At 45.5% G+C, this 25,736-nt stretch carries 34 protein-coding genes, 1 pseudogene and 1 riboswitch; of the genes and pseudogenes, 24 read left to right on the top strand and 11 right to left on the bottom strand.

Annotated elements, in window-relative coordinates; translation table 11 throughout:
* Window positions 1-34 precede the first annotated feature (34 nt).
* The 9 genes from BQ4305_RS05260 to BQ4305_RS05215 all read left to right on the top strand — a co-directional run bounded on the left by BQ4305_RS05260 (window position 35) and on the right by BQ4305_RS05215 (window position 9,199).
* On the top strand, window positions 35-790 hold the full coding sequence (locus tag BQ4305_RS05260) for an AAA family ATPase (RefSeq protein ID WP_110926790.1): 756 nt from the start codon (window positions 35-37) through the stop codon (window positions 788-790).
* Window positions 791-869: 79 nt separating this feature from the next.
* Window positions 870-1,964 carry an L-dopachrome tautomerase-related protein gene (locus BQ4305_RS05255; RefSeq protein WP_110926789.1) on the top strand — a complete coding sequence of 365 codons (1,095 nt, stop codon included), beginning with the start codon at window positions 870-872 and terminating at the stop codon, window positions 1,962-1,964.
* A gap of 371 nt (window positions 1,965-2,335) precedes the next feature.
* A complete protein-coding gene (locus BQ4305_RS05250) occupies window positions 2,336-3,403 on the top strand; it encodes a SirB2 family protein (RefSeq protein WP_110926788.1) in 1,068 nt (355 codons plus the stop codon).
* A 287-nt stretch (window positions 3,404-3,690) separates the two neighbouring features.
* Entirely contained in the window at window positions 3,691-4,455 is a 765-nt protein-coding gene (locus tag BQ4305_RS05245) for a hypothetical protein (RefSeq protein ID WP_199880571.1), read from the top strand.
* 130 nt (window positions 4,456-4,585) lie between these two features.
* On the top strand, window positions 4,586-5,290 hold the full coding sequence (locus BQ4305_RS05240; RefSeq protein WP_110926786.1) for a hypothetical protein: 705 nt from the start codon (window positions 4,586-4,588) through the stop codon (window positions 5,288-5,290).
* Window positions 5,291-5,578: 288 nt separating this feature from the next.
* Window positions 5,579-6,286: a hypothetical protein gene (locus BQ4305_RS05235; RefSeq protein ID WP_110926785.1), complete on the top strand. Its 708-nt coding sequence runs from the start codon at window positions 5,579-5,581 to the stop codon at window positions 6,284-6,286.
* A 379-nt stretch (window positions 6,287-6,665) separates the two neighbouring features.
* A complete protein-coding gene (locus tag BQ4305_RS05225) occupies window positions 6,666-6,953 on the top strand; it encodes a hypothetical protein (protein WP_110926884.1) in 288 nt (95 codons plus the stop codon).
* Between the two features lie 361 nt (window positions 6,954-7,314).
* Complete coding sequence (locus tag BQ4305_RS05220) at window positions 7,315-8,268, top strand: ABC transporter ATP-binding protein (protein ID WP_110926883.1); 954 nt, start codon at window positions 7,315-7,317, stop codon at window positions 8,266-8,268.
* The gene (locus tag BQ4305_RS05215; RefSeq protein WP_110926783.1) at window positions 8,252-9,199 is read left to right on the top strand and encodes an ABC transporter permease; all 948 of its coding nucleotides are present in this window, start codon (window positions 8,252-8,254) and stop codon (window positions 9,197-9,199) included. The genes BQ4305_RS05220 and BQ4305_RS05215 overlap by 17 nt, the downstream gene beginning before the upstream one ends.
* A 50-nt stretch (window positions 9,200-9,249) precedes the next feature.
* Here BQ4305_RS05215 and pdxR read toward each other — a convergent pair whose 3' ends face one another.
* Window positions 9,250-10,698 carry a MocR-like pyridoxine biosynthesis transcription factor PdxR gene (pdxR, locus tag BQ4305_RS05210; protein ID WP_110926782.1) on the bottom strand — a complete coding sequence of 483 codons (1,449 nt, stop codon included), beginning with the start codon at window positions 10,696-10,698 and terminating at the stop codon, window positions 9,250-9,252.
* 126 nt (window positions 10,699-10,824) lie between these two features.
* On the opposite strand from pdxR, the gene BQ4305_RS05205 reads away from it, so the two are divergent.
* Together BQ4305_RS05205 and BQ4305_RS05200 are read left to right on the top strand one after the other, a co-directional pair.
* Window positions 10,825-11,442 carry a LysE/ArgO family amino acid transporter gene (locus BQ4305_RS05205; RefSeq protein ID WP_110926781.1) on the top strand — a complete coding sequence of 206 codons (618 nt, stop codon included), beginning with the start codon at window positions 10,825-10,827 and terminating at the stop codon, window positions 11,440-11,442.
* 80 nt (window positions 11,443-11,522) lie between these two features.
* A complete protein-coding gene (locus tag BQ4305_RS05200; RefSeq protein ID WP_110926780.1) occupies window positions 11,523-12,230 on the top strand; it encodes a DNA alkylation repair protein in 708 nt (235 codons plus the stop codon).
* 38 nt (window positions 12,231-12,268) lie between these two features.
* On the opposite strand, the pseudogene BQ4305_RS21810 reads toward BQ4305_RS05200, so the two are convergent.
* Window positions 12,269-12,394 (bottom strand): annotated as a pseudogene (locus tag BQ4305_RS21810) (EamA family transporter); the annotation flags it as partial.
* A gap of 32 nt (window positions 12,395-12,426) precedes the next feature.
* On the opposite strand from BQ4305_RS21810, the gene BQ4305_RS05190 reads away from it, so the two are divergent.
* Window positions 12,427-12,840: a PadR family transcriptional regulator gene (locus tag BQ4305_RS05190; RefSeq protein ID WP_234396877.1), complete on the top strand. Its 414-nt coding sequence runs from the start codon at window positions 12,427-12,429 to the stop codon at window positions 12,838-12,840.
* Window positions 12,841-13,164: 324 nt separating this feature from the next.
* On the opposite strand, the gene BQ4305_RS05185 is transcribed toward BQ4305_RS05190, so the two are convergent.
* Window positions 13,165-13,479: a PadR family transcriptional regulator gene (locus BQ4305_RS05185; protein WP_110926882.1), complete on the bottom strand. Its 315-nt coding sequence runs from the start codon at window positions 13,477-13,479 to the stop codon at window positions 13,165-13,167.
* A 60-nt stretch (window positions 13,480-13,539) separates the two neighbouring features.
* The gene (locus tag BQ4305_RS05180; protein ID WP_110926779.1) at window positions 13,540-14,127 is read right to left on the bottom strand and encodes an undecaprenyl-diphosphatase; all 588 of its coding nucleotides are present in this window, start codon (window positions 14,125-14,127) and stop codon (window positions 13,540-13,542) included.
* 177 nt (window positions 14,128-14,304) lie between these two features.
* On the opposite strand from BQ4305_RS05180, the gene BQ4305_RS05175 reads away from it, so the two are divergent.
* From BQ4305_RS05175 to BQ4305_RS05135, 10 genes are all read left to right on the top strand, one after another.
* Window positions 14,305-14,595 (top strand): hypothetical protein, encoded by a 291-nt coding sequence (locus BQ4305_RS05175; protein ID WP_407640136.1) that lies wholly within the window; start codon window positions 14,305-14,307, stop codon window positions 14,593-14,595.
* A 158-nt stretch (window positions 14,596-14,753) separates the two neighbouring features.
* The gene (locus BQ4305_RS05170; protein WP_110926778.1) at window positions 14,754-14,939 is read left to right on the top strand and encodes a hypothetical protein; all 186 of its coding nucleotides are present in this window, start codon (window positions 14,754-14,756) and stop codon (window positions 14,937-14,939) included.
* A gap of 193 nt (window positions 14,940-15,132) precedes the next feature.
* Window positions 15,133-15,233, top strand: a riboswitch (TPP riboswitch).
* A gap of 156 nt (window positions 15,234-15,389) precedes the next feature.
* Complete coding sequence (tenA, locus tag BQ4305_RS05165) at window positions 15,390-16,073, top strand: thiaminase II (RefSeq protein WP_110926777.1); 684 nt, start codon at window positions 15,390-15,392, stop codon at window positions 16,071-16,073.
* Complete coding sequence (thiM, locus tag BQ4305_RS05160; RefSeq protein WP_110926880.1) at window positions 16,060-16,812, top strand: hydroxyethylthiazole kinase; 753 nt, start codon at window positions 16,060-16,062, stop codon at window positions 16,810-16,812. The genes tenA and thiM overlap by 14 nt, the downstream gene beginning before the upstream one ends.
* The gene (gene thiD / locus BQ4305_RS05155) at window positions 16,809-17,636 is read left to right on the top strand and encodes a bifunctional hydroxymethylpyrimidine kinase/phosphomethylpyrimidine kinase (RefSeq protein ID WP_110926776.1); all 828 of its coding nucleotides are present in this window, start codon (window positions 16,809-16,811) and stop codon (window positions 17,634-17,636) included. Before thiM ends, thiD begins: the two co-directional genes overlap by 4 nt.
* Entirely contained in the window at window positions 17,623-18,246 is a 624-nt protein-coding gene (gene thiE, locus BQ4305_RS05150; RefSeq protein ID WP_110926775.1) for a thiamine phosphate synthase, read from the top strand. The genes thiD and thiE overlap by 14 nt, the downstream gene beginning before the upstream one ends.
* Before the next feature lie 65 nt (window positions 18,247-18,311).
* The gene (locus tag BQ4305_RS21985; protein WP_267888090.1) at window positions 18,312-18,440 is read left to right on the top strand and encodes a hypothetical protein; all 129 of its coding nucleotides are present in this window, start codon (window positions 18,312-18,314) and stop codon (window positions 18,438-18,440) included.
* 43 nt (window positions 18,441-18,483) lie between these two features.
* Window positions 18,484-18,855, top strand: coding sequence for a hypothetical protein (locus BQ4305_RS05145; protein WP_110926774.1), 372 nt, complete (start codon window positions 18,484-18,486; stop codon window positions 18,853-18,855).
* Window positions 18,856-18,915: 60 nt separating this feature from the next.
* Entirely contained in the window at window positions 18,916-19,149 is a 234-nt protein-coding gene (locus tag BQ4305_RS05140; RefSeq protein ID WP_110926773.1) for a hypothetical protein, read from the top strand.
* A gap of 19 nt (window positions 19,150-19,168) precedes the next feature.
* Entirely contained in the window at window positions 19,169-19,597 is a 429-nt protein-coding gene (locus tag BQ4305_RS05135; protein ID WP_110926772.1) for a hypothetical protein, read from the top strand.
* Between the two features lie 217 nt (window positions 19,598-19,814).
* Here BQ4305_RS05135 and BQ4305_RS05130 read toward each other — a convergent pair whose 3' ends face one another.
* The 3 genes from BQ4305_RS05130 to tnpA form a co-directional block, all read right to left on the bottom strand.
* On the bottom strand, window positions 19,815-20,069 hold the full coding sequence (locus tag BQ4305_RS05130; RefSeq protein ID WP_110926771.1) for a hypothetical protein: 255 nt from the start codon (window positions 20,067-20,069) through the stop codon (window positions 19,815-19,817).
* 212 nt (window positions 20,070-20,281) lie between these two features.
* Entirely contained in the window at window positions 20,282-21,415 is a 1,134-nt protein-coding gene (gene tnpB / locus BQ4305_RS05125; RefSeq protein ID WP_110926770.1) for an IS200/IS605 family element RNA-guided endonuclease TnpB, read from the bottom strand.
* Between the two features lie 10 nt (window positions 21,416-21,425).
* Window positions 21,426-21,824: an IS200/IS605 family transposase gene (gene tnpA / locus BQ4305_RS05120; protein WP_110926769.1), complete on the bottom strand. Its 399-nt coding sequence runs from the start codon at window positions 21,822-21,824 to the stop codon at window positions 21,426-21,428.
* Window positions 21,825-22,024: 200 nt separating this feature from the next.
* Here tnpA and BQ4305_RS05115 point away from each other — a divergent pair, with 200 nt between their 5' ends.
* Together BQ4305_RS05115 and BQ4305_RS05110 are read left to right on the top strand one after the other, a co-directional pair.
* Entirely contained in the window at window positions 22,025-22,240 is a 216-nt protein-coding gene (locus tag BQ4305_RS05115) for a hypothetical protein (RefSeq protein ID WP_110926768.1), read from the top strand.
* 64 nt (window positions 22,241-22,304) lie between these two features.
* Window positions 22,305-22,715: a GNAT family N-acetyltransferase gene (locus tag BQ4305_RS05110; RefSeq protein WP_110926767.1), complete on the top strand. Its 411-nt coding sequence runs from the start codon at window positions 22,305-22,307 to the stop codon at window positions 22,713-22,715.
* Window positions 22,716-22,779: 64 nt separating this feature from the next.
* On the opposite strand, the gene BQ4305_RS05105 is transcribed toward BQ4305_RS05110, so the two are convergent.
* The 4 genes from BQ4305_RS05105 to BQ4305_RS05090 form a co-directional block, all read right to left on the bottom strand.
* Window positions 22,780-23,373 carry a YdeI/OmpD-associated family protein gene (locus tag BQ4305_RS05105; RefSeq protein WP_110926766.1) on the bottom strand — a complete coding sequence of 198 codons (594 nt, stop codon included), beginning with the start codon at window positions 23,371-23,373 and terminating at the stop codon, window positions 22,780-22,782.
* A 27-nt stretch (window positions 23,374-23,400) separates the two neighbouring features.
* Complete coding sequence (locus tag BQ4305_RS05100) at window positions 23,401-23,847, bottom strand: GNAT family N-acetyltransferase (protein WP_110926879.1); 447 nt, start codon at window positions 23,845-23,847, stop codon at window positions 23,401-23,403.
* A 67-nt stretch (window positions 23,848-23,914) separates the two neighbouring features.
* Entirely contained in the window at window positions 23,915-25,156 is a 1,242-nt protein-coding gene (locus BQ4305_RS05095) for an MFS transporter (RefSeq protein ID WP_110926765.1), read from the bottom strand.
* Complete coding sequence (locus tag BQ4305_RS05090) at window positions 25,149-25,619, bottom strand: helix-turn-helix domain-containing protein (protein WP_199880570.1); 471 nt, start codon at window positions 25,617-25,619, stop codon at window positions 25,149-25,151. The genes BQ4305_RS05095 and BQ4305_RS05090 overlap by 8 nt, the downstream gene beginning before the upstream one ends.
* Window positions 25,620-25,736 lie beyond the last annotated feature (117 nt).

Below are 25,736 nucleotides of genomic sequence, written 5' to 3'. Positions count from 1 at the left end.
TGAACAGCCAAGCGGAAAGGGGAATGTTGAAAGGGTGAAATTAAACGAAGACACACAGTATCTGAAAAGACTCAATCTGAAGTCAGAGAATATACCTTCCTACGAGTCTTTTCCTTTTAATCTTCCGGCAATCCGACATTTTGAAGAGCTGGTGTTTCATCCGAATGTGACATATATTGTCGGGGAGAATGGAATGGGGAAATCGACTTTGCTGGAAGGGATTGCGATCAACTTTGGCTTCAATCCAGAGGGCGGAACGCTTAATTTTAATTTTTCCAGTTTTGATTCCCATTCTAATTCGGATGAGTATTTGCGTGTTTCGAAGGGGGCGATTAAGCCGAAGGATCATTTTTTCTTTCGGGCGGAGACGTTTTACAATGTAGCGACCAATATTGAAGAATTGGACCAGACTCCGTCTTTGGGAGGGAGAATTGTCGATTCGTTTGGCGGGACTTCCTTGCATGAACAGTCGCATGGTGAATCTTTTTTTGCGGCGTTCATCCATCGATTTGCAGGGAATGGGCTTTATATTCTCGATGAGCCGGAAGCGGCATTGTCTCCTTTACGGCAGCTGTCGATGCTTTCCCGCATTCATGAACTGGTCCAAGAAGGCTCCCAATTCATTATCTCCACACATTCACCGATCCTGATGGCTTATCCACATTCGAAAATGATTCAGCTCAGTGAGGAAGGAATGGAAGAAACAGTGCTGGAACGGACGGACCATTATGCAATCATGAAGCAATTTTTTGAGGATCGGGAGCGGTTATTGCATCATTTATTTCAATAAGCCTGAAAAGCCAGGCACGGGAACCCAGTCTTCCACATATATGAGTGATATCTGATGTGAACAGGATAAGGGGGATATCATGAAGCCTATACTGCCTTTGGAAACATATTTCGGGAAGCTGGAGCTAGTTTATGCTTTTTACGGGGCAATGCCTACAGGAGTTACGGTTTCGGAAAAGGGCCGTATTTTCATTTGTTTTCCGAAGTGGGGAGACGATGTTACATTCACGGTGGCGGAACTCGCCGGGGATGAATTGCGGCCATATCCGAATGCAGAAACGAACCAAGCAAGCTTTCAGAATGCGGCGGAGACGTTTATCAGTGTCCAAAGTGTTGTAGCGGATGGACGGGGAACGCTTTGGGTCTTGGATACGGCGGCACCAAATTTTTCGGAGCCGGTGATCGGGGGAGCGAAATTAGTCGCTGTTGATTTGAAAACGAATCGTATTAGAAGGGTCTATCCATTTTCAGCGGATGTGGTCCTGCCGACGACGTATTTGAATGATGTCCGCTTTGATTTTCGGGCCGGGAAAGCGGGGTATGCCTATATAACGGATTCTTCTTCTAGGGGACCGGGGGCGATTATCGCAGTCAACCTGGATACTGGCGAGGCGTTCAGGAGACTGAATGGGGCTAAGCCGACTTCACCGGATCCCTATTTCCTGCCAAAGGTGGAGGGAAAGATTTTGATGAATCGAAGCGAGGATGGCACTGTGTCCCCATTAGGGTTTGCGGCTGACGGCATTGCCATTTCTCCCGATGGCAAGGAATTGTTTTTTTGTCCGCTCAGCAGCCGCCATCTGTTCTCGATTTCAACGGATGCCTTAAGAGACCGGACCATATCGGACAGCGATTTATTGTATCGGGTGGAATATTGGGGAGAAAAAGGGGCATCTGACGGGATGATCACGGATGCAGTTGGAAATGTATATGCCGGAGATTACGAGAATAACAGCATTCGGAAAATCCGGCCGAATGGAACAATTGAAACGATTGCCCACGATCCACGGATTTTGTGGCCCGATACCTTTTCAATTGGCCCGGATTGTTATTTATATATGATTGTGAACCAATTGCACCGGCAGGCAAGGTTTCATTACGGCAAAGACTTGCGGGAAAAACCGTATAGCCTGCTGCGGATGAAAATTGACGAAGGACCTGCGCCGACTTTTTAAATGATGCCATCGTCTTTCACTATTCAACATTTCCTGAGAAATAATTTCGCAGAATAAGACAAGAAAGAGATAAATGGTGCAGAATTCACAGGAAACACTGTCGGGGAATGATGGCCCTATCTAGGATGTACATCATAATAAGAAGTCGGGTTAAACCTTCATTCAGTGAATGGCTTTTCATTGAATGAAGGTTTTTTATGTGGTTTGAAGCAATGGAGAAGGATATTAATTCATTTTATTAAAAAAGTATTTAGAGGAAATAAAACGATCTATAAATATACAACATTATGAGATTTTATAATGCTTTATAACTAGTAGTCGTGTTAGGATAAAGTGATTAATATATTATATTGGTATAGGGAGAGATCGTTTTGTTCAATTTTTTAGCCATTGTAGGCTTTATTGGTTTTATCGTTTTTATAGTCTTGGGGATTATTGCTCTTATCAAAAGAAATAAAAAAGCTAAAAAGAGATTCGGTATTGCGATTGTCTTATTCGTACTCTTTTTAATTGGTGTGATTAATGCACCTTCTGCAAATACGGAAGATGATGTTAAAGATGAAGTTACTGAAAAACCGGCAAAAGAAGAAAAGAAGGAAGCAGCAAAACCCGCTGCAACCATTTCAGAAGTTAAGGCAGCTATTACAAAGGGCATATCAGATGCAGATTTCAAAAAAGCTAAGGAAGAACTGAATGTTGAACATCCAAAAAGTATTTCTATTGGTGATGGAAATGTAGGATACGTTCTGCAAGCGACCGATGGAATTCTAGTCGCTAATACTGATGGGAAAAAGATATTCGAAGTAAATGAGTTTAAAACAATGGACGAAGTAGACAAGTATGAAAGCGATGCAGTGGCAAAGGCAAAAGCGGAAGCCAAAGAACGTGCGAAAAAAGAATATGAAGATTCGAAAATACCTGTTAGCGGGTCAGGAGATACTGCAACAGATGCTGTTAAATTAAAGTCTGGTTTTGCCATTTTTGACGGTGCTCATACTGGGGGTTCAAATTTTGCGGTGAAACTCCAAGATGAAAATGGAAATGATATGGAGTTGTTAGTGAATACGATTGGGAATTATAAAGGAAAGACATTTGCTGAGATTCCTGCCGATGGAGATTATTACTTGAATGTTACAGCAGATGGAAAATGGAACTTTAACATTTATCAATCACCGCCTGCAGAAGTGAAAGATGCTCCTCTTACAATAACCGGTACGGGTGATGATGTCGTTTTCTTTAACACAGCCTCTGGTAATCATAAGTTTACTTTTAGTCATTCAGGTTCCAGTAACTTTGCTGTTTTATTAAACGGTTCTGATTTGATGGTAAATGAAATAGGAAATTACCAAGGTTCCACTAGAAAACAATTAGCAACAGATGGTGTTTATGGCTTAGTTATTACGGCTGACGGCAAATGGTCTGTTAAAGTAGATAAGTAAGCTGAGAACCAGTTAGTTCAAATATCAATAGGCAGCAATAAAAGCAAAATGCTGATCGGGCATTTTGCTTTTTCTTTAGCTAAAGCTAAGGAAAGAGGTCTCTAACTATGGAGAAGATGCTGTTGTTTGATTGTTCAATGATCTGGTCTGTCATGGATGTTCACAATCATCCTATGTAAGAGAAAGAGATAATTACAGAATATCCAGTTTTAGGATAAACAGGCAGGGTAGTGATAAGTAAGGGGTTTATAAACAGCCACGGAGAAAAAAAGAAAGAAGGGAATGCGATGAGGAAGTTATGGATGCTCACGTTTGCTGCAGTGGTGATGACAGGCTGCGGAAATCATGACGAAGCGGAACAAACCCAGCCATCTCAACAGACAGCGGACGAAATGAAAACGGATACCGGCCAGAAGGAAGCAGCAAGTGAAACGAGTGCGGAAGGAAGGGAAAACAGTACAAAGGAATCGGATTTCAACAGCGAGATTTCGAATGACTGGAATGTGACCCTGCCAATCAATTTCCCGGTGTCGGAAGGGAAGTTTTTAACAGCTGTCACTTCAAAAGAGCAGGATGAGATCACGTTTGATTTTTATGAAACAGATAAAAAACTGGAAATCAACGATTCGGCGATCAAAGATTCTGGGCAATATGTTGGCCAATTAGCCGTTACTAATTACGAAACAGAAGAAATGGCAAGTGAACAAATCGACCAAACGAAGTTCTCCCAAGGGGAAAAGGTTGATTTAGGGCATGGCATAACCGGATATCAGGATGCGGGAGCTGGCTCCCAATTCACAAGCTGGAATGAAGGACGCTGGGCGCTTGTAGCACGCTCAACGACAGAAAAATCCGAAGAAAGTGCAGCAACGGCAAAAGAAACGGTGGATTATCTGGAGACGCATTCCCTGCCGATTCCTAAACCGTATGGACAGCTGCATATGGATGCAGAAGGCGACAGCAGCCTGGCCAAATGGCAAAAGCAAAACATTGTGTATACCATGACGGACTTTGGCGATCAAACCCTTGACTGGCTGGTTACGTTTAAATAAAAACTAAAAGCAAAATGCTGATCAGCATTTTGCTTTTTTTACTTTCTAAAAAGGCTCTTTCGATAAGTTTAGGGCAGGTGTACTATTTTTTTGATCCAGACCATCTAATAAATAAGTAAGGAGGGTTTCTATGAAGAAAAACACATGGGCATCCATAGCCTCTATTCTATTGGTGATGGGACTGGGAGCTTGCAGCGGAGATCAAGACGGAGAAGCGGAGTCTTCGAGTCCTAATCAAAAGGAAGAGCCTGCAGCATCGAATTCTAAGGGAAATTCAACTGAAACAGATTCTAGTGAAAACCCGGCAAAAGATCGGCCAAAAGAGAAATCCGATACGATTCAGCTTGAGGGCATTGAAGAATCTTTTCAATTTATACTGCATGACAGTCCAAGATTGGGATTTTCAACCTACATCGTTCAGGATCTGCTGGTGGAAGAGGAGAGTTCTGAGGAAGGTAACACGATGAATGTGTATGCCAATTTTGCGGGGCAGAAAAATAAGGATGCCAGGGTGCAGATATTTGCTAAAAGTGCTGGAACTAATTTGACAGCAGAGGAACAGACAGAGTTAGCAAAAGAGGCAGTGAAAAGTGACGGTTTTAAGATTGAAGAACGGACCGACAATAGGCCGAATCGGTTCAGCTGGTCAGAGTCTGAATTTGATATTGCCAAAGAAAACAGCAATGAACATACTATTGTAGGTACTGTATCGATTTTTCAACATAGCGGCCGCTATTATTATGCCATTGTCCACTATCCAGTGGAGTTTGAAGAGGGCTTTATACCGCGGATTGTAAAAATGTTTGAAGAGATGGAGTGGTATGAGACAGAGTAGTAATTTTGAAAATGGCCACCATTATAAATAAAAGAAGATTGCAGAACTTGTTTTGAGTCATCTCGACTCAAAGCAGGTTCTTTTATTTTTGTAAAAAATGCCGAAGGATTAAAAGAAGGTAACATTTTCTTTTCAGTCTTTGCACTTTTCATCCAATAGAGGAATGAGTATGGTAATATAAAAAAATAGAATCCTATATCGGCGATACGCCCGCTGGAATCAGCATGGGCGTTAGGACTCTTGCCAAAAAACAAGAGACCCGCCATATTGGACAGGGGGAGGTGCGATATGCGACATGATATACAGCCGAATGAACGGGCTTTCTCTTCAAAGGAAGTGGCCGCTGAACTGGGAATTGCGACTCCTACGGTCCGAAAGTATGGACAAATCTTAGAGCGCAATGGCTACGAGTTTTTAAAGGATGGAGACCGGCGGATTTTTGTCCAGGCGGACATTCAAGCGCTTATAGCGCTGCGCGATACAGACAAGCCTTTGGATGATACGGCAAAGGATTTGGTCATCCAGCAGAAAGATAGATTAGAAGAATCGAATGGAACGGAAATAGCGACAGGCGATACATACAGCAATCTGCCGCAAGACCCGGAACAATTGAAAGAAGTCTTACTGTTTGTCGTCAATGAGCTTGCAGCTGCACGGGAAATGAATATCCAGCTGACAAACGATATGGCCCAGCTTAAAACAACGGTGGCCCAGCTTCAGCAGGATCATCATGTGATCAGTTCGAGCATTGGCAATGCCTCGCAAAGAATGACGGGGAAAATTGAAAAATTAAGCGAACAGCAAAAGGAACAGTATGAAGCACTGCTGGAGCAGGAAAGAGAAAGAAGCGAATTCCTGCAGCAAGAATTGCAAAGTATACGGGATGAACAGAAAAAAGAGTGGGATTCACAAAGTGAATTCAATCGGCAGTTAGAAGTGGTCATCCAAAAACGCGATTCGAAATGGGACTGGCTGCTCTCTTTATTCCGCAAATAGGCGGCCTGTTTAGGGTCTTTTGGTTTCATTATGCCACATCAAAAAACCTCTTATATCGCCCCGTGATACGGAAAACCTCAGGGAATCTCGTGAACAAAGAGTGCTGTTTTGCTGCATACCATTCATTTATTCAATATCCAACACGATAACCCGATATGTGTCAGACAAGGTCCGTTTCCTGTCTCACTGTCTTCATCTTTTTTCGATTTCGGCTATTTCCCGAGAAATAATGACAAAGATGATGGGGCTGTCGACAAAATGGGCTTCTCCTGCCAATATGGGGAAGCTCTTTTTTAGTCAGCTGAAACGGACATTTTGATTTGTGGTAAAATAAGGATAGAGAAAGACGGATTAAATGGGGGTGAAGTGAGTGCGGGTCATGTTGGAATTAGTGAGGATTGCGGCTATCCTTTTTATTGGAGGGCTGCTGCTTACTGAATTGATAAAGGCATTTTATGCGAGCTTTGGAGTGGACCTGGATTACACGAATGGAGGTCTGCTGATCGGGATCGCTGTTCTTCTTTCGCTCTTCGTCCTGTATCGGAATAAGCTTCAGTTTTCTGGTTTTTACAAAGGGGAAGGAAAGGTGAAACTGCCGAGATATGTTAGTTTCAGCCTCCTTTGCTGTTCGGTGCTTATGGTTGTTATCGCTCCGTTTATGCAGTAAAACCTGAAAGACTCTTCCAATGGACGGGTCTTTTTTGAATTCACCTACTTCTCAGGAATGGAATACGTTGGCGTTCCGTTCAGCGATAACAGGCAATTTTTATCAAACGTATTACAACCAATCTTGTAAAAATGTCCTGTATTATTAAAAAATGTAAAAAAATAAAAACGCCCGAGATTCTTAAACCATTCTATGGTAAAATTTAACACGTTGGGTTTTGGAGTGAGGGAAATGAAGGGTCCATGTTTAAGCAAGACAAAGAGTCATATATGTTTATAGACTCATAGGTATGTTCTTTAGCTTCAGGTAAAGAGTGAGGGGCTAAGGGGAATGGAATGACGGAAGGGAGAGGATGCAGTATATGGCAAAACATGCACTGGAAGTACAGTCCTTAACGAAGAGGATTAAAAGCAAGACGATTGTGGATGATGTGAGCTTTGCGGTGGAGAAGGGTGAAATTTTCGGATTGCTTGGTCCGAATGGCGCCGGTAAGACGACGATCATCCGAATGATTGTCAGCCTTCAAAGCAGATCGCATGGAAATGTAATTGTGAATGGATTTAGCTTAGATAAGCAATTTAAAGAAACGATGAGCGAAATTGGGGCGATTGTAGAGAACCCGGAATTTTATAAGTATATGAGCGGCTATAAGAACTTGAAGCATTATGTGAATATGGCCAGAACTCCGATTTCAGAGGAACGGATTAATGAAGTGATTCAATTAGTCGGCCTTGAAGAGGCGATTCATCAAAAGGTGAAGACATATTCGCTTGGGATGCGTCAGCGTTTAGGTGTGGCGCAGGCCTTATTACATAGCCCTTCTCTTCTCATACTCGATGAACCCACAAATGGATTGGACCCGCAAGGAATCAGGGATCTAAGGGATTACTTGCGTTCTTTAACGAAAGATGGGATTTCCGTTGTCGTTTCCTCTCATTTACTCTCAGAAATGGAATTGATGTGCGACCGGTTTGCGATTATTGAAAAAGGTAAATTAATTCATGTTTCTTCCATGCATGAATCGGCTGATGAAGAGGCTGAACTGAAGCCTGTCATTTTTGAAGTCAGCAATGCAGAGGAAGCGATAAAGCTTCTTGGGGAAAAGCAAATCAGTCAAGAACTGAAGAAACTGAATGCCCAGCAGTTTTCCGTACAGGTCGATCGGGACACGATTGCGGCTGTGAATCAGCTGCTGGTGGAACACAGCGTGAGTGTATTCAGAATACAACAAGTGACGACAACGCTTGAAGACCGATTCTTAGAATTGACTGGCAAAGGCGATCAGGAGGTGAAGGCGAATGCTGTCTCTCATTAAGAACGAGATGGGAAAGATTTTTGGAAAAAAGGCAAGTTTGGTTTATATGATTATCCTTGTTTTAGCGGTTATTGCCGGAGGCTTTATTCAGCAGAAAATCCAGGGGGATCCCAATGAGAATTGGCGTGAAGATACACAGGCCGAGATTACGCGATTGCAAACAGATTTGAAGAGTGCGCCTGAAGAGGATAAAGAGTTTATTCAGGAACAGATTAGTGAGCAGCAAAAATATTTGGATGAAAATGTGAATCCTGATGCATACAGCAACTGGCATTTCATGAATGGAACGGTTGTCGGGCTGGTGGTGCTGGTTACGCTGTTTTCCGTGATTGTCAGCAGTGCCAGTGTGTCATCGGAGTTTGCGGATGGCACGATTAAGCAGTTATTAATTCGGCCGCATCAAAGGTGGGCAATCCTGCTGTCGAAATACATCTCCAACCTGATTTATTCTGCCATCTTATTATTGGTTATTCTCGCCGCAGGCTATCTTGTCGGGACGCTTCTGTTTGGGAATGGAGACTTTCATGCGAAGCTTTTTGAATTCGGTTTGGAGGGAGGAGAAAAAGTGGCTGAGGTCGGCCCTCAGTTCCTGTTAAAGGTTCTTTACTATTTGCCGAGCCTTTTAGTCACGATCACGATTTCCTTCATGCTGTCCACGCTGTTCAAAAGTCAGGCATTGGCAGTGGGGATTGGGATCTTTGTGCTCTTCCTGTCTTCTTCACTTGGCGGCGTCATCGTCTTATTGGCAGAGAAATTTTCATGGGCAAAGTTCTTAATCTTCCCGCACATGGACCTCACCATCTATGCATTACAGGATAAGATTCTGGACGGCGTGACCCTGCCGGTTTCATTAGCCATTTTGGCCGTGTATTATGTCATATTCATGGTGTTAACGTTCACCTTTTTCCAAAAACGGGATATTAGTTTCTGATGATTCAAAAACAGCGAAAAGGATCTGATCCTTTTCGCTGTTTTTTTGTTTTATACAAGCTCTCTTATCATACCGGCCAGTCGGCGCAGGCCGTCTTCCAGATCTGTCAGAGAGGCGTAGGAATAGGAAATGCGCAGGGACTGCTCGGCCTGTTTATCATAGACATTTCCAGGGTTGAGCAGGATTCCCTCGGCCAGTGCGGTTTCGAACAGCTGCCGAATCGAGATGGCCGGCCGGATGCGGAGCCATACATAAAAGCCTCCGCTTGGGGTTTCCCAGTCTGCCAGATCCGAAAAATGCTGCTGTAACAGCTTCAAGGTGAAATCTCTCCGCTGTGTAAGCTGTGCCCGGATTTCTGTAAGGTGCTTTTCATACATTCCGCTTGCGAACCATTCGGCTGCGGCCCATTGGGAAAGGGAGCTGGAACCGTAATCGGTCTGCATTTTAATGTCCGCCAAATGGTCAATGACCGGTTCCGGACCGACTGCCCAGCCGATCCGGAGTCCGGGGCTCACGGTTTTTGATAAGCTGCCCAGGTAGAGGACGAGCCCATGCTGATCGGAGGCTTTCAGCGGTTCGGGCGGTTTCTCATCGAACCATAGTTCCCGGTAGACATCGTCCTCAATCAAGGGCAGCTGCTCCTGCTGGCAGATGTCCAGCAATTCCTTGCGCCGCCTTGCGGTCATTAAGGTACCGGTCGGATTATGAAAGGTAGGGATGGTGTACAGCAAGGCCCCTCTCTGCTGTTTCTTATAGTCCGGAATCTGTTTCGCCTGTATGCCTTCCTTGTCCATTGGGAGGCCGGATAAACGTATTCCGGCAGATTGAAAGACATGCAGGGACTGAAGGTAGGACGGCTTTTCTGTAAAAACAGCGGCGCCTTTATGCAGAAGTCCCACGCTGATGAGCTGCAGGGCCTGAAGGGCGCCGGAAACGATTAAGATGGACGAAGGGGAAGCCTGAATGCCGATCGTCTGCAAATAGGTGCTGATTTCTTTCCTTAACGTCCATAATCCCTTCGGTTCTTCGTAGCCATAGGAAAGGTCTTTGGCCGACAGTCTTGCAAAAATTTCTTTCATTGCACCGCCGGGCAGCAGGTCAGGAGACAGTTCCCCGGTTCCGAGCCGGATGATGCCCGGAACGAACTCGGCCTGATTGATTTCCTGTATCGTTGGCAGGTTGGGTTTGTGAATCCCTGATCGGACATAGGAGGACCAATCGGGCGGGGGAGCTGATGCGAGCAAGTTCCATGTAGTATTCGCGACCCGCGTGCCGCTCCCGCGTCTGCCTTCAATCAGTCCTTCTGCCGTCAGCTCATCATAGGCGGAGCCGACTGTACTTCGATTGACGTTAAAGGCTTTGGCGAGCTGACGCTGCGGCGGAAGTCTATAGCCGATCGTCCACTCGCCGCCAGCTATTTTTCCTTTTATAAACTCGGTGATCTGCTGATGCAGGGGGACGGGGGAAGACTTATTTGGCTTCCAGTCGATTGAAACCATCAGAGGGCATCTCCTTTTTGAATCATTTTCATCAGTATATAACTTGGCTGGGTTCAAATCCATCCAATTGGCTGGAGACAGGGAAGAGGAACCCGCTTACAATGAGTATGGGAAGGGGGACTTATTATGACTGCAGCCTTTATTCATGGCTTGATTCTCGCTCTTGGGCTCATTTTGCCTCTCGGCGTTCAAAATATTTTTGTTTTTAACCAGGGGGCGCTTCAGCCGCGTTTGCTTCGGGCTTTGCCGGTGGTGCTGACGGCATCTCTGTGTGATACCTTTTTGATTTTGGTATCTGTGCTCGGTGTGTCCCTGTTGATTTTGAGTTCGGTGTGGATGCAGATGATCCTTGCCGGAGGCGGCATGCTCTTTTTGCTGTATATGGGCTGGACGACATGGAACAGCCAGCCGGATCAGGAAAAGGAAGAGGTGTCCAAGCGGTTTTCGGTGAAAAAGCAGGTGATGTTTGCGGCCTCGGTTTCCTTATTGAATCCGCATGCGATCATGGATACAGCCGGCGTGATCGGGCCGAGCTCGATTCGGTACGAAGGGGAGGAGAAAATCTTGTTTACGGCTGCCTGCATTCTCGTTTCATGGCTGTGGTTTCTGGGCCTTGCCGTCATGGGGCGGATGAGCGGCAGACTCGATCCGTCCGGCCGGTTTATGCGGGTTTTGAATAAAATCTCGGCCCTGGTCATGTGGGGAGCGGCCGTCTACCTTGGATTTTCTTTTTTTCATCAGTAAGCAGGCATTTTTGACGATCTTGGAGAATGTGAACCAGGGATGATAGGATAGAGGAGACAGAACACAGGAGGGAAGGGAAAATGAAGATAGAAGATGTGATGCAGGAACTGGAAGCGCTGGGCACGGAGCGGACAAAAAAGCGTTATCTCAACAGCGGTGCCCATGAGCCGCTGTTTGGCACGCCAACCGGAGCGATGAAGCCGCTTGCGAAGAAAATCAAGAAGGACCAGGCTTTGGCCGAGGAGCTTTATGCCACCGGGAACTATGATGCCATGTATTTTGCCGGGGTCATTGCAGATCCAAAAATCATGACGGAGGAAGACTTCGGGCGCTGGATCGACGGAGCGTATTTTTATATGCTGTCTGACTATGTGGTGGCGGTTACTTTGTCGGAAACCGATATCGCCCAGGAGGTGGCGGATAAGTGGATTGCAAGCGGCGATGAACTGAAAATGTCGGCGGGCTGGAGCTGTTACTGCTGGCTGCTGGGCAGCCGGCCGGATGAGGAATTCAGCAGGACCAAGCTTGCCGGTATGCTGGAGCAGGTAAAAGAGACGATACAGGATGCACCGGAGCGGGTGAAGTCTTCGATGAATAATTTCATCTATACGGTTGCGATTTCCTATGTGCCGCTCCACGAAAAGGCCGTGGAAACGGCTGAGGAAATAGGCCCGGTGGAAATGAAGACTGGCACGAAGAAAACCAGTGTGCTGAAGGCGTCTGAAACGATCCAAAAGGAAGTGGACAGAGGCAGGCTTGGCTTCAAACGTAAATATGTCAGATGTTAGCCATCACGGAATCCAGACTTCCATTTAAATACCCCCTCCTATACGGAAGGGGTTTTTGCTGTCTCTTTTTTCTCTGTAATGACAAATAACACACCGGTAAGGATGAGGACGGAACCGATCCAAAACATGAGGCCGAGCTTTTCCCCTAACATCAGCCAGCCAAGGGGTGCTGTATAGTGCAGTCTCGGAGCCTTCTTTGTTTTTTGGCCATGTCAGCAAAAAACAGCTGTCAGAACCAATCCCTTTTGATGAACTGATCGGACTCACGGAAAGCAAGCTCTATTATCATTTTGAGTCGCTTGCCAAGCAGGGATTAATTGAGGTGGTTGAGGTCATTCGGGAAGAGCACCGGCCGGATAAGCAGGTGTTCGCCATTACGGAGAAGGGCCGGGAAGCGCTGCCGAAAAAAATCTATAAATCCTTTGAAAGTTCTGAAACGATCAGCGAGATGACGGTCGGAATCATGAATCTGCACTATGTGGACAGGGATAAAGTCCTTGCGTTCTTGAAAAGAAGCTGCAAAAATATAAAGAACGCTGGGAGTACGTTACGAATTTCAAAGAGGCTGTCCAGGTCGATGAAACGAAAGAAAAATTCGTGGATTTCATGAGCGGATACTCCATGCAAAAGGCCGAGTTTACCGTCTATTGGCTGGAGGAATTGATCAAGCGTATTGAGCAAGGGGACATCTAATAAGCAAATCAAACAGGCGGAGAGTATAATCTCCGCCTGTTTTTTTAGGTTTGCAGACACAGGGCAAATACAAAAGGGGTGAACAGATTCGGTCAATGAGAACTGTTCATCCTTTTCTTTCTTTTTTCCGTAAGCTGATATTTAAAAACTTATAAAGGACGAAGAGCAGCCAAAACCCGCAGGCGTAAGATGCTTTTGTACTTCACTTGTTTAAGGGAAAAAAACATGTCTTACTCACTCCTTATAAAAAACGGCGGACCATTTCCGAAATGCTTGTCCAATCGGTCTTCATTTGCTGAAGCTGATCAGTTCCGATTTCGGTAACATGGTAGTATTTTCTCTTGCTGCCCTGACTTTCCTTGCCCCAGTAAGCTTCAATAAATCCCTGTTTTTCGAGCCTTTTCAGTGCCAAATAGAGAGTCGCTTCCTGGATTTCGAACATGCCGTCCGTCCGTTCCTTGATTTCCTTTGAAATTTCATACCCATAATTATCCGCAGCAGATAAGGTCGAAAGAATCAATAAATCGATCGTCCCCTTTAACATCTCTTTATTCATATGCATCATGCCTTTACAGTCTTTTCTCTTATCTTACGCAAATCTGTTCCCTATTCCAATTTAAATCTGCGTGTTTCCCGAACTTCCGGACAGGCGGTTGTACTTCTGAATCACCGCTGTAAGCATTTTGGAACGGATTACGAGCGGATATAAAAGAACGGATGCGAGAATCCCGATAGCCGCGCCTGCTGCAACATCGACAGGATAGTGGACGCCGACCCAGATGCGGGACAGGCCGACAAGCACGGCTGCAATCAGATAGATGATCCTTTTATTGGATGTGCTTCCCAAGAAAAGCATCATGCAAATACTGAAAAATAAAAGCGTATGGTCGCTTGGAAAGGAATTATCAACTTCGTGTGCGACTAACTGATTGACATGGGACAGCGAAGCAAATGGCTGGGGGTGGGAAATAAAATGCCCGATCCCTTTTGCGAGTACTTCCCCGCACAAAAAGGAGAGAATGGCTCCTGCCAGCACAAGCCGAGTGCGGATTTTTTCTTTCGTAAATATCCATTTTGCAATCATCCACAATGCCAGGACAAACAAAGCATATTCTGCCAGAAAGAAGGCAATTGGATTCAAAAATGTAAGATCAAAGCCTAAATCGTTAATCGTTCTGAATAGAAAAAGATTTATATCGTTCATGTATCATTCCCGCCTTTTTGTACTTAATATTATTGAGTAATTTTGACTACCTAATAATATAAAGTAATGTGGGTGAAAAGACAAGGCAATATTTTAAGAGAGGGGCGGCTACCCAATCGCGGTAGGCATTTTCGGCATATTCTTTTATTGTATTAAAAATATAGAGGAGGAATTACCTTGAATTACGATTATCAATGGATTACACCGCCGTACGGATATGGGCAGCAGGATTTCATCAATATGAGTGACCAGCGTATCCGTCCGGGCTTCGGCAGGCGGCCAGGCTTCGGAAGACCAGGGTTTGGACGCCCGGGCTTTGGCAGGCCTGGATTTGGATGGGGACCGGGCTTCGGCTTCGGCGGAGGTGTCGGACTTGGATTCTTAGGCGGTCTTGCGACAGGCGCATTGCTCACTCCAGGATTTGGATGGGGACCAGGCTTCGGCTTTGGCTACCCAGTCTTTTTCTAAACGGATGATGGGAATATAAGCAAAATATACCATGATCAATCATTCTCCCGCAGTGCTTTTAAGCTGAGGGAGTTTTCTTGTGTTCTGGGAAATTTTATACATAAAAAGGACGTGATTTCCAAAGGATAAAGTGAAAATAGAGAAGGAAGGTTGATAAGATGAATGCATTAAAATCATTGGAATGGACAGGGTTTATGGTGACGCTGATTCTTCTTGGCGGGTTTATGGCAGCACCGCATTATATTGATTTAAATTCGGGATCTTTTCGCCATGCATTCATCTTGGGAGTGGCTGTTTCCGCCCTCGCTTTTACGGCAAGAAAAGTCTTTTGGAAAAGAAGCTGAAACCAGGCATGGCCAAAGCTTGCCGGACCGGCAGATGATGAGCAGCCAAAGAAAGGGGCTCCGCTATTCCCTTGAGTTTTGGATGGGTAAACACCATGCTGCAAGTTTACTAGGTTCATGGCAGGAGATGCTCTTTCTGTCGTCAGAATAGTTTGAAGGGTCTGGGCCATTTGTGGTACGATGAAATCGATTAATAGATTTGCAGGGGGACGCGATTTAGGCGTTGAGAAGGTAAAACCTGACCCTTAGAACCTGTTCGTTAAGACGAGCGTAGGGAGCAAAGTACATAAGCATCGAAGCGGATGCGTTTCCTTTGTACAGAGCTCTCCTATGATGGAGAGTTTTTTTTATTGTATCCATTGCCTCGTGAACTGGCAGCGAAGGCTGCTGCAGCCGCCTTCATGCGAGCTTTTTTTCATCTTGGCCGGTCTGGGAAAAAGGAGGAGCTGTATGACATTTTGCAGGGAAATACGGAAGGAAACGGATCTGTATTGGGAGCGGAGTTTTCAGCATCCTTTTGTGAAGGGGATAGCGGATGGTTCACTGCCAATGGGGAAGTTCAAGTTTTATATGATGCAGGACGCCTATTATCTAAAAGCGTATACGAAGGTGCTTTCGATTATGGCGTCCAAGGCAGAGACGAATGAGGAGATTGCCTATTTCCTGGAGAAGGCCCATTCGGTCCATGAAGCGGAGCTTGGCCTTCACCGCACGGTCTTCCGGCAGCTGGGGGTCACGGAGGCGGACCTGAAGGACTTTGAGCCGGCTCCGTCCGCATATAATTATGTAAGCCATCTGTACAGCACGGCTTATAACGGGGATCTGGCGGAGGCGTTTGCGGCGGTTTTGCCGTGCCCGTGGCTGTACCAGGAAATTGGTGAACGATACCGCAAGGCCAAGCCCGGCGTCCGTCTGTATGAAGAATGGATTGCGATGTACAGCTCAGCGGATTTTAAGGAAACGATCGAGCGCGAGAAAGTGATGATGAACCGGTATGCGGAACAGAACCCTAAGAAGGTCCGCCAGCTGAAAAGCCATTTTGAAAAAAGCTGCTATTATGAATGGAAGTTCTGGGAAATGCCTTGGACCCTGGAAAATTGGAAAGGAAAAGTGAATGATTATGTCTCTATCTAAAATTAGGAAGAAACAGCCGCTTGTCCACAGCATTACCAACTATGTCGTCGCCAATTTCACGGCGAACGGACTGCTTGCCATCGGGGCTTCGCCTGTGATGGCGGATGAGGCGGAGGAAGTGGAGGAAATGGTATCAATCGCCAGTTCCCTCCTGATCAATATCGGCACGATCAATACGCGGACGAAGGAAGCGATGCTGCTTGCCGGAAAACGGGCGAATGAGCTTGGCATTCCAGTTGTGCTTGATCCGGTCGGAGTTGGGGCGACATCCTTCCGAAAGCAAGCCGTCCGTGAGCTGCTGGATGGGGTTCAGTTTACCTTAATCCGCTGCAATGCCGGGGAGCTTGCGACCATTGCCGGCGTCCAGTGGGAAGCTAAGGGCGTCGACAGCGGGGAAGGCGAGATGGATGTGGCGGCCGTCGCTAAGCAGGTGGCTGAACAGCATCATTGCCTGGTGATTGTGACCGGGCCTTCGGATTACCTGACAGACGGACATTGGGAGTTCTTTGTGGCGGGCGGCAATGAACGCATGACCGAAGTGACGGGGACAGGCTGTCTGCTGAGCGCAATCTGTGCGGCGGCTTTAAGCTTAGACGGAGAAACAATCGCCAATCTCCGCGATGTGCTTGCTGATTATAAACAGGTGGCCGAATGGGCGGTTCAGGCTGAGCATCTTGGGTCGTTCCAGGCAGAAGTGCTGAATGGATTACATCGATTATCACTGGAGGGAGAGCGATGAATACGGTATTGACGATTGCGGGATCGGACAGCGGTGGCGGCGCCGGCATCCAGGCGGATTTGAAGACATTTCAGGAGCTGGGCACATTCGGCACCTCTGTCATCACGGCGCTGACGGCACAGAACACGATGGGGGTACATGGGATTTACCCGGCAACGCCGGCTTTCGTGGAACAGCAGCTGAAGGCTGTTTTAGATGATTTTAACGTAAAGGCTGCGAAAACGGGGATGCTGTTTTCGGCCGAGATTATCGAAACGGTCAGCCGCAAGCTCGAGGCAGGCGGAATGGAGCTTGTCATCGATCCGGTGATGATTGCCAAGGGCGGTGCCAGCCTGCTGCAGGAGGAAGCGGTCCAGGCTATGAAAGAGTCGCTTTTGCCGCTTGCCACAGTGCTGACTCCGAATATTCCGGAGGCGGAAGTCATCAGCGGAATCCAGATTGAGACGGCTGAGGACATTGAAAAAGCAGCCAAGATCATCCTGGATATGGGCGTCAGCTGTGTCGTAATGAAGGGCGGCCATTTAGATGAAAAGGAAACGGCAACAGACCGGGTCTATTTCGCGGACGGCGGATCTCTTTCCCTGCAAACCGCCCGAATCGATACGAAGGATACACATGGGACAGGCTGTACATACTCATCGGCGATTACGGCCTTTTTAGGACAGGGGCTTGCACTTCGCGAGGCGGTTATCGAAGCGAAGAAGTTCGTGCAGCTGGCCATTGCGAACCCGCTCCACATCGGTCACGGACATGGACCGACCAACCATTTTGCTTATAAAAAACAGAATGGCGCATGTGAGGTGAAGATCGTTGAAACGAAGTGATTTAGCGGTTTACTTTATCATGGGGACGGCGGACTGCCTGGAAGAGCCGCTCGCTGTTTTGGAGGATGCTTTGAAGGCCGGGGTTTCCTGTTTTCAGCTACGGGAAAAAGGAGAGTCGCCGCTTGAAGGGGAAGAACTGGAACGATTTGCCCGGGAATGCCAGACGCTGTGCAGGCAGTATGGCGTCCCGTTCATCATCAATGATGACATAGAACTGGCTTTGAAACTGGAGGCGGACGGCGTCCATGTCGGCCAGGATGATACGTCACTTGCAGAGATCCGCGAGACATTTGCCGGAAAAATCATTGGCGTTTCCGTCCATACAGCGGAGGAAATGACCGCGGCTGTTCAGGGCGGCGCCGATTATGTCGGAATCGGGCCGATCTTTGCGACCCGTTCTAAAGCCGATGCCAAGCCGCCGGCAGGCATTGCTTTTTTAAGCGAGGCGCGAAAACAATACCCGGATTTCCCGATTGTGGCGATCGGCGGCATCACAGCGGATAATGCAGGCGTGCCTCTTCAGGCCGGAGCGGACGGAGTTTCCGTCATCTCCGCAATTTGCCGGTCTGCATCCCGTGCGGAGACGGTAAAGAAACTGCGCATGGCATGAAAACAGGAAGGGATTCTGATGGATGATTCATCGGGATCCCTTTTTAAACCTGGGATTGCCTGGCTGTGAATCAGGTGTATTTTTTCCTGAATACAGACAGTTATATCTGGCTGCTGGATTATGATAAGGTTGAAGAAAATGAACTGTATGTTCTGCCGCTGCTGATCCATGATTTCAATCGTTTAATCTTTTAAATCGTGATGGATTACTTTAAAAATTAGTGTAAGGATGATTGTATTGAAGAAAGTTATTGGCTATGGGGCTGGGATCATTTTCTTAACCATACTGGCCTCCATGCTGCTTGGTGTTGATGTACCGCTGCCAACCAGTTATGTGTGGCTCATTTTATTCGTAAATAGCTTGTTTGCCTTATTCTCTATATTTTTGCCAAGGCCTATCCTCTATCTCTATGAAATGAATGCATTCGAGGAAAAAGATAGCGTAATGTCTTATTTCTTTAAAGTGACTGCCATGGCTTTTTCCGGCTTGAACTATTACGCACAGAATGCGATCTACAGAGTGCCTTTTGTCTTAAGCAGGCTGCTCAGCATTGGCTTCTTTGCCTTCCTGCTTTGGCAGATGATCCTGTTAACCATGGTTCTGGGCTAATACATATACCATGGTTTTTGCGGGATTGCATACATAATTGTAAGGAAAGGAGGCCATAAATTGAAGACACAATTGAAATCAGAAAGCACCGCTCTAACACTTCAAGCCAGTCCTCTATCTTTCTTTATAAAAGGGAATATAGGCATCATAATCCTGCTCTGTTTACTGCTGGTCAATATAAACCGCTGGAGCGACGATGCGTGGTTTGCCATTTTACTTATGGTATTAGGATTCGAGCTAGTCACGTTAATGACTGTATTAATAGTAAAGATAAAACCCGCGAAAAAACATTAAACAGGCAAGGAGAAAGGCTATGTCCTTATTTCAAAGATGGTTCAGCAAACCTAAATTAGAAAATGATGAGCTATTAGAAAAACTTATAAGCAGTGGCAGGGATTTAGGGATCGATGAGCTTATCCTTCAAAAAGCCAATCCCTTTTTTAAAGAGAAAGCAGGTCAGTCTGCCCCGCGTGAATTCCACCCCTGGATGAATGAGTGGCATTACTCGCCGCAGCTGCTTGAGTTTGTCCATACTCATTTCACCCGTGAGGAACTTTCCCGATTGGCCAGGGAAAAGTCGGGTAATTATGATTACTATGCTGCAGAAGCAATGAGTGAAGCATTGATTGAAGAGGAAAAATACCCGGCGGAAGTGGATCAATTCGAACCAGAACAGAGGAGTGCTTATTTTGTGACCGCCCTAATGATCAGGGATATTGTGGCGAATTCACTTCCATATTAGGCTGTTAATAAGACACTGGGGTTTGGTTCATAGCAGTTATCCTGACACTTGAGTTAATTCCAGAAAGCGAAAAACCCATAAAAAATCAGTTTGGGGGCCTCAATGTCTTTTTTACAGAAATTATTTAGTAAAAAGAAGATGGATGACGAAGAACTCCTCAACAAGATGAAGCAGGAGTGCAAGGATTATCAAAAACATCCTATTATTCTTAGAAAGATCATTCCTTTCTTTGAGGAAAAAGCAGCCGGGCTGGGTCCTCGGGAATTTCATCCCTGGATAGAGGAATGGAATTATCACCTGATTTCCTCGTACAAGCACCATCTTCATACAGCTGCTTAAACCAGCCCTTCTGCTTCAGCCAATCTAGATGTCTGTCGATTTTCTTCGTATTCGGCCGGCGTTTCCAGAAATCCAGCAGGTCTGCCAGTCCGTCAAATACCGCTGCTAATACATCCAATACAAATTCCGCCATGTATAACGCCCCATTCTATGTAAAATCAATCCATATCTTAATGGGAATTATTCTATATACTTTGAACTACTCACCACTTAACACCCTTACGGGTTGTTTGAAGTGGGAGATTCTTGGGAACAGAGCATACTTGTTAGCGTATTTCTTTACCAACAGAGGTTTCTCTTATTAACCAAGCTATCCCCGTAGATTCCTACGGTTCTATATTTTATCTAAGCCAAAGCTAATGTTCTCAATCCTTCGGCCAATATGTTTTTACTAGCATTTATGTCTCTGTCATGATGAGCATGACAAATAGGACAAGCCCAATCCCTTATTTCAAGAGATTTCTTGCTGTCTTGATGTCCACAATCGGAACATATTTGACTGGATGGAAACCATCTGCTTATTTTTACGATTGTTTTACCGTACCATTTGGCTTTGTATTCTAATTTTGATACAAAAGCAGACCATGATACATCAGAGATAGATTTAGCTAACTTATGATTACGCAACATTCCTTTTGTATTCAAATCTTCGATACAGATCATATCGTGGTTTTTGATGATGTCTGTACTCAACTTGTTAAGGAAATCGTCACGTTGGTTCATGACTCTTTCGTGCAATCTAGCCACTTTTCGTTTTTGTTTCTGATAGTTTTTGGCATCAAGAAGGTCGATGCCATTATTCTTAGCACTTAATGCTCGTCTTGATAATTTACGCTGTTCACGTTGCAGCTTCTTCTTCATTTTGGACGTGAACTTATTATTATCAACTTTACGACCATCAGAAAAGATGGCAAAGTCAGTAATGCCTAAGTCTATGCCAATAGATGATCCAGTTTTCTTCAACGGTTGTACTTCTGTTTCTGCAAGAATGGACACAAAATATCTGCCACTTGGATTTCGCCTAACAGTAGCATTCAGAATACGACCTTTAACTTCTTGACTTTTGGCAAATCGAACAAGCCCAAGTTTAGGAAACTTGATTTTGTTACTTACAATGGCAATGTTATTGTTTGTTTCTTTAGTCGTGTAGGATTGTACCTTATTCTTTTTAGACTTGAAGCGTGGTGCTTTGTTCTGTTTCTTAAAAAAACGCGTATATGAATCAGCAAGGTTTTTCAGTGAGGATTGAAGGGCAATGCTATCAACTTCTTTTAGCCATACGAATTCCTTTTTCATTTGAGTTAGTTCAGCAGAACAGGCATTGTACGTTAATCCTTTGCCAGTCTCTTTGTATGTGTCATTCCATTGTCCTAAAAAGCGATTGAATACGAAACGACAGCATCCGATTGTTTTAGTAATGAGAGTTTCCTGTTCTTTGGTTGGATAGATACGGAATTTGTATGCCTTGTTAACTAACATTGTTTCCACCTCACTTCATTTCTTGATTTTCAATATATTTCTCAATTACATTGATGGGAGAACCGCCAGTAGTTAGTAAGCAAAAACTTCTTGACCAAAACATTTCTTTCCATAGCTTTTTTCTTATTTGTGGAAAGTCACGTTTTATTAGACGGGAACTTGCACTTTTGTATGCATTGATGAACTTTGATAATTCAGTGTTAGGGTGTGCTTTGAACAAGATGTGAATATGGTCTTTATCATGATTCCACTCAACTAGAGAGATATTGTATTTCTCGCCTAGCTTTACAAACATATCCTTAGCATAGTCAGATACTTTGTCATCAAAGACTTCTCTGCGATATTTCACAACTAGCACAAGATGATAATACATTAAGAACACTGAATGATTGTTACTGTCTAATTTCATTGTAATATCAGCCTTTCCTTTATATAAGACTGATTATATCAATAAGGTATGGAGTGAGCAACAAAAAGCCTTTAGGCTGTCGCCTAACTGACATTCATCTCCCGCCTATCGTTGGGCTTCACCCTTCACACGATTGAGGAGGGAGTCTTCTGTCTGAAAATGATAAAGAAGAATCCAGAGAAGAAGGAGAAAAGCCAACAGTGAATAAAATGAAAATATACCAAGGGATCGTTGCGGCTGTAAGCATACTCGCCATAGGCATAACAAAAATGAGTTCCTTATTATATGTGATGGCCGTCTTGATCTTTTTACCCAGCTTTTTTCAGAAGACCGATCAAAAAGGAAGGTGGAAAACGGCCATAGAATTTGGCATCGCCTGTGCGGGACTCTTTTTTATCCTTAAGTATTTATTTTGATTTTACCATGTTTTTCCTTTGTTTAATATTCTATAATATAGACAAAAAGACGGGGTGACAATAGATGAGTACAATTGCTGCAATAACGTATAAAGTGAATGAAGCGATACGGCCAGAGGATTCTTCTGAGATTTTCAAGGGGTCTGGCATCAAGAGGCCGGCTGATGACCTGGACAGGCTGAAGCGGATGATGGAACATTCGAATCTTTTGATTACGGCTTGGGAGCAGGAGAGGCCCATCGGTGTGGCGAGGGCTGTGACGGACTATGCTTATTGCTGTTATCTATCAGACTTGGCTGTCGACAGAGCTTATCAAAAACAAGGAATAGGGAAGGAATTGGTGAGGCTGGTGCAAGAGCAGATTGGTGAAGAGACTGCTCTCATTTTGCTGGCATCTCCTGCAGCCATGGATTATTATCCGAACATCGGATTCGATAAAATTGAAAATGGATATAAGATTCCGAGACTAAGATAATCAAGGAAATGCGGCAGCTGAGCCATTTTATAAGGTGGAAACGTTCAGCTGCCGAATGGTTCTGTCAGTCATGCAATCCTTTGCCGTTGAGAATGTGCTGCCTGTACTTTTCGACTCTGGATGTTCGGGTTTTGGCTTGCTTGGCTGATGAAAAGTAGAGGAGGTATGCCCGCTGACGTCCGGGAGTCAAGGCTTCAAACGCTGTTTTCAAGGCGGGGTCTTCCTCTAATTCGCTTTGGAATTCCACAGGGATGGCATACTCGGTATGCTTTTTAAATTCTACGTTCAGCCCTGCTTTTTCCACTTCGATTGCCTCATGTATATAGTCTTTCAGCAGAGGTTCTATGGCATCTATTTCTTGGACATGGGTGAAGCGGATTTGGCGTCCTGCCTGGACATTCTCCGACTGTTTGATCAAGATGCCGTGAGGATCCTGCAGCAGAGCGCCTTTGAAAAACAGCAAGGCACAGTATTCTTTGAAGCCGTGCATTAACACGATGTTCTTTTTGTGGGCCGTGTAACAGGGGGTGCCCCACTTCAATTCCTCCGTTACCGGACAGTCCAGGATGATCGATCTCAATCTCTCGAATTCTTCCTTCCACTTCTCCGTTTTGCTTAGAAATTCATCCACCTTCGGATTGATTTGCCTGTTCTCCATGAAAAATGCTCCTCTTCTATTGAATGATTACTGCATATCCAATTCTAAATATTCCCCGGTTTCTGTAAACCCAAATTTCTTATACACCGGCCGGCCCATTTCAGAGGCCCCAAGCCACATTTTCGAAACGCCCGCGCTCTTTGCTTCATCGGCTAATTTGGACAGCAGGTTAGTGGCAATTCCCTGCCCGCGGTATGCGGGTGCCGTGTACATGTTGGTGATATACGCCTTTTTTCCGGTTCGGTTTGTGAAGCTTGGCGGAAAGTCATGGAACAGGACAGCCCCGCAGGCAATCACTTCCTGCCCATCCTCTGCCAGCCATTGGAGAAGTGTCCCGTCGCTTAGCTTATTTTGAAAAAAAGTGAACAGCTCCTGATCGATATTGATGGGTTCCAGTCCTTCATCGGCTAATTGCTTTTTTCTTACCTGAATCAACGTGCCGATGTCATGCAGAGTTGCTTTCCGGTATTGCAGCATCCTGATCACTCCTGTGTCTTGTTACGTCTATTGTACAAATTTTTCCTGCAAACTCAAATCAATTTTATAAAGACAGCGGCTTGGTCCGGCTGCTTAGATCCATGGTCCGGAGATCCCGGTCGAGAAGGGGAAACAGCGCCCACATCAGGATCCAGGTACCAGACAGGATATAGACGAGCCCGACGCTGAAATGATCGCTCAAATATCCGCCTAAAAGGGAGACCAGCGGGACGACGACGGCCGAGATGGCGATGGCCAGGGACATCATTCTTCCGCGGAACCGGTCTTCCACACACAGGATCATGAAGGATTGGAACGTGATGCGCAGAACAGAGCCGGAAGCGAAAACGAGCATGTTGAGCAGAATCCCCCCTATCATCCAATCCGTGATGCCCATCATCAGGGTGGCAGCTCCATTCAGCAGCAATCCAGACGTCAGCAGAGTTCTGGCGTTCAGCCTGGAAGTTAAGGGAGTGATGGCCAATCCTATCAAAATAGAACTGAGCACGCCGAACATGGTGAATAAACCGAAAGCGGCAGAGGAACCGTGATAATGGCTGCTTACCAGCACGACTAACAAAGAAGCATTCAGCATGGAAATATTCAGGACAGACGACAGAATGATGAATTTACCTAAAGGCCGGTTCGTTTTTATTAATTTCAGGCTGTCCAGCAGATCCTGAAAGAAGCTGGGCCGATCCGCGGATTCAGCGGGCTTCTCCCCGGAAGCGGAAGGCTCCGCCTGTTTCGCGTTTACTAAAAACAGCAAGAGCAACCCGGCCAGGAAATAGAACCCCGAATGAATGAGCATGACGCTGGTTAAGGACAGAACGGCTAAAAGGGCTCCGCCGAAGCTGCTGCCGAGGAGTTCCGCCAGATTGCCGGCTGAAGAAAGATAGCCGTTTGTTTTAATAATGTTTTGAGGGCCTGTAAAAAGCGGAATCAGCCGAGTCTTGGAAGAGGTTTCAAACATCATGCAGCACGTATGGATGATGACCGCGGTGTAAATGTAGATGATGGTGAAAGATTCAGATAGGAAGTGAAAAGGGACGAACAGAATGCCGATGGAACCTAATAAAAGAAAAGACAGTAAGATCGAGCGTTTAGGCTGGAGACGGTCTGCAAACACACCGATGATGGGTGCGGCAAAGATCTGGATGGTAAAACTGATGGCCGTAACCAATGACGCGCTGAGGGCGGAACCGGTCTGATGATAGATATACCAAAAGAGCACGATCTGAAAGATGCTGTCCGCCATATTCGTCAGAAACTGATTGACTGTAAGAATCGAGAGGTTTCTATTCATTTTTTCTCTCGTGCTCACGGGTCATACTGATTAACGTTTGAACTTTTTCGATTTCACCAATCACGATAAACCGGGCGGTCTGTCTTTTTTCGATATATTGATAGGAAAAATTACGGACGCCTGTTTCTTGATGGGCGTTCACGAAAGCGAGCATATCCTGTGCGAGCGGCTCGATGGCTGTTTGATCGGAAGCAGAGACATCCATGACGGTACACATTTCCGTTTCTGTTGGGGAGCCGGTTTGCTCAAGAAATTCGAGAACGGCCTGGTTTTGCGCATCCGTAACATCTTTTTTGGCGTCAGCATCTGAAAATAAGGCTTCAATATTTTCTTCGGTAAATCTCCATTGAACACCAATTTTCTTTCCTTTGATCTTGCCGTCTCGGATGTAGTTGTGAATGGTGCGGCTTGTCAGACCGGTCATTTTGGCCACTTCCTCCACCGTGTATAAAGGCTTAACCATTTTCGTCACCCTTTCTTTATTTTCTAATAATTTCATTTGTTTTCATTATATTTCAATCAATTTCATATGTAAATCCTATTTTTTACATATGGACCGATGCAGTTCTGATTAATCGAA

The sequence above is a fragment of the Bacillus massiliglaciei genome (assembly GCF_900098925.1).
Lineage (GTDB): Bacteria > Bacillota > Bacilli > Bacillales > DSM-1321 > Peribacillus > Peribacillus massiliglaciei.
Note: the sequence above shows the minus strand (reverse complement) of the source record. Positions and strands in the feature narration are given on the sequence as shown.

Excerpts from the sequence above, each read along its gene's own strand:
- BQ4305_RS05255 (WP_110926789.1), top strand. The coding sequence starts at position 870 with ATGAAGCCTATACTGCCTTTGGAAACATATTTCGGGAAGCTGGAGCTA.
- BQ4305_RS05245 (WP_199880571.1), top strand. The coding sequence starts at position 3,691 with ATGAGGAAGTTATGGATGCTCACGTTTGCTGCAGTGGTGATGACAGGC.
- BQ4305_RS05240 (WP_110926786.1), top strand. The coding sequence starts at position 4,586 with ATGAAGAAAAACACATGGGCATCCATAGCCTCTATTCTATTGGTGATG.
- BQ4305_RS05235 (WP_110926785.1), top strand. The coding sequence starts at position 5,579 with ATGCGACATGATATACAGCCGAATGAACGGGCTTTCTCTTCAAAGGAA.
- BQ4305_RS05225 (WP_110926884.1), top strand. The coding sequence starts at position 6,666 with ATGTTGGAATTAGTGAGGATTGCGGCTATCCTTTTTATTGGAGGGCTG.
- BQ4305_RS05220 (WP_110926883.1), top strand. The coding sequence starts at position 7,315 with ATGGCAAAACATGCACTGGAAGTACAGTCCTTAACGAAGAGGATTAAA.
- BQ4305_RS05215 (WP_110926783.1), top strand. The coding sequence starts at position 8,252 with ATGCTGTCTCTCATTAAGAACGAGATGGGAAAGATTTTTGGAAAAAAG.
- pdxR (WP_110926782.1), bottom strand. The coding sequence starts at position 10,698 with ATGGTTTCAATCGACTGGAAGCCAAATAAGTCTTCCCCCGTCCCCCTG.
- BQ4305_RS05205 (WP_110926781.1), top strand. The coding sequence starts at position 10,825 with ATGACTGCAGCCTTTATTCATGGCTTGATTCTCGCTCTTGGGCTCATT.
- BQ4305_RS05200 (WP_110926780.1), top strand. The coding sequence starts at position 11,523 with ATGAAGATAGAAGATGTGATGCAGGAACTGGAAGCGCTGGGCACGGAG.
- BQ4305_RS05185 (WP_110926882.1), bottom strand. The coding sequence starts at position 13,479 with ATGAATAAAGAGATGTTAAAGGGGACGATCGATTTATTGATTCTTTCG.
- BQ4305_RS05180 (WP_110926779.1), bottom strand. The coding sequence starts at position 14,127 with ATGAACGATATAAATCTTTTTCTATTCAGAACGATTAACGATTTAGGC.
- BQ4305_RS05170 (WP_110926778.1), top strand. The coding sequence starts at position 14,754 with ATGAATGCATTAAAATCATTGGAATGGACAGGGTTTATGGTGACGCTG.
- tenA (WP_110926777.1), top strand. The coding sequence starts at position 15,390 with ATGACATTTTGCAGGGAAATACGGAAGGAAACGGATCTGTATTGGGAG.
- thiM (WP_110926880.1), top strand. The coding sequence starts at position 16,060 with ATGTCTCTATCTAAAATTAGGAAGAAACAGCCGCTTGTCCACAGCATT.
- thiD (WP_110926776.1), top strand. The coding sequence starts at position 16,809 with ATGAATACGGTATTGACGATTGCGGGATCGGACAGCGGTGGCGGCGCC.
- BQ4305_RS05135 (WP_110926772.1), top strand. The coding sequence starts at position 19,169 with ATGTCCTTATTTCAAAGATGGTTCAGCAAACCTAAATTAGAAAATGAT.
- BQ4305_RS05130 (WP_110926771.1), bottom strand. The coding sequence starts at position 20,069 with ATGGCGGAATTTGTATTGGATGTATTAGCAGCGGTATTTGACGGACTG.
- tnpB (WP_110926770.1), bottom strand. The coding sequence starts at position 21,415 with ATGTTAGTTAACAAGGCATACAAATTCCGTATCTATCCAACCAAAGAA.
- tnpA (WP_110926769.1), bottom strand. The coding sequence starts at position 21,824 with ATGAAATTAGACAGTAACAATCATTCAGTGTTCTTAATGTATTATCAT.
- BQ4305_RS05110 (WP_110926767.1), top strand. The coding sequence starts at position 22,305 with ATGAGTACAATTGCTGCAATAACGTATAAAGTGAATGAAGCGATACGG.
- BQ4305_RS05105 (WP_110926766.1), bottom strand. The coding sequence starts at position 23,373 with ATGGAGAACAGGCAAATCAATCCGAAGGTGGATGAATTTCTAAGCAAA.
- BQ4305_RS05095 (WP_110926765.1), bottom strand. The coding sequence starts at position 25,156 with ATGAATAGAAACCTCTCGATTCTTACAGTCAATCAGTTTCTGACGAAT.
- BQ4305_RS05090 (WP_199880570.1), bottom strand. The coding sequence starts at position 25,619 with ATGGTTAAGCCTTTATACACGGTGGAGGAAGTGGCCAAAATGACCGGT.